Source organism: Nocardioides pelophilus, from assembly GCF_014180685.1.
GTDB classification, from domain to species: Bacteria; Actinomycetota; Actinomycetes; order Propionibacteriales; family Nocardioidaceae; genus Nocardioides; species Nocardioides pelophilus.
In genome coordinates, this window is sequence record NZ_JACEHF010000335.1 from 1 (window position 1) to 628 (window position 628).

The 628-nt window shown below is 75.3% G+C and carries 2 protein-coding genes; both read right to left on the minus strand.

Annotation, left to right across the window (positions count from 1 at the left end):
- Positions 1-251: dihydrofolate reductase family protein (locus H0488_RS23500; RefSeq protein WP_183101567.1), on the minus strand; the 251-nt coding region annotated here is incomplete at its 3' end.
- Positions 244-628, minus strand: a 385-nt coding sequence (locus H0488_RS23505; RefSeq protein WP_183101568.1) for a lysylphosphatidylglycerol synthase domain-containing protein, incomplete at its 5' end; no start/stop codon positions are given. The genes H0488_RS23505 and H0488_RS23500, both read right to left, overlap by 8 nt.

Here is a 628-nt window from a genome sequence, read left to right on the forward strand (position 1 = left end):
TTCAGCGGCGACGTGGGCAACCCGGCATCCACCCGGCCGCGCTGCCGCTGGGCCGCCCGCACCAGCAGCCGTGGGTTGTCCCGGCGGACCGTGGTCGCGCCGACCAGGATCGCGTCGCAGCCCGCCCGGACCTCGTCGACCCGGTCGAAGTCGGCGTCGTTCGACAACAGCAGCCGTCGTTCGGTGGCGCCGCCGAGGTAGCCGTCGAGCGACATGCTGCAGCTGAGCAGGGTGTAGGGACGATCAGGCACTTGCCACCACCTCCGTCACGGGGGCCCGGGTCCGACCCGGTCCCACGAGTGCTACCAGTCCGGGCAGGGTGGCGACCAGCGACACCACGCCGTACACGACGGCCACGCTCACGCCGGTGGCGGCGCCGAGGCCGGCCCCGGCGAACAGCCACGCCGTCGCTCCTTCGCGAGGACCCCAGCCCGCGACGTTGAGGGGGAGTGCCGAGGCGAGCAGCACCACGAACGCCAGGGCGACCAGCTGGGGGAGCGGCGCGCTCACGCCCACCGACCGGGCGGCGACCACGAACACCGCGACGTGGCCGGCCGCGGCGGCGGCGGACGCCAGCACCACCCGCGGCCACACCCCGCCGATGAGCAGGGTCCGCAGCTCGGCGGCC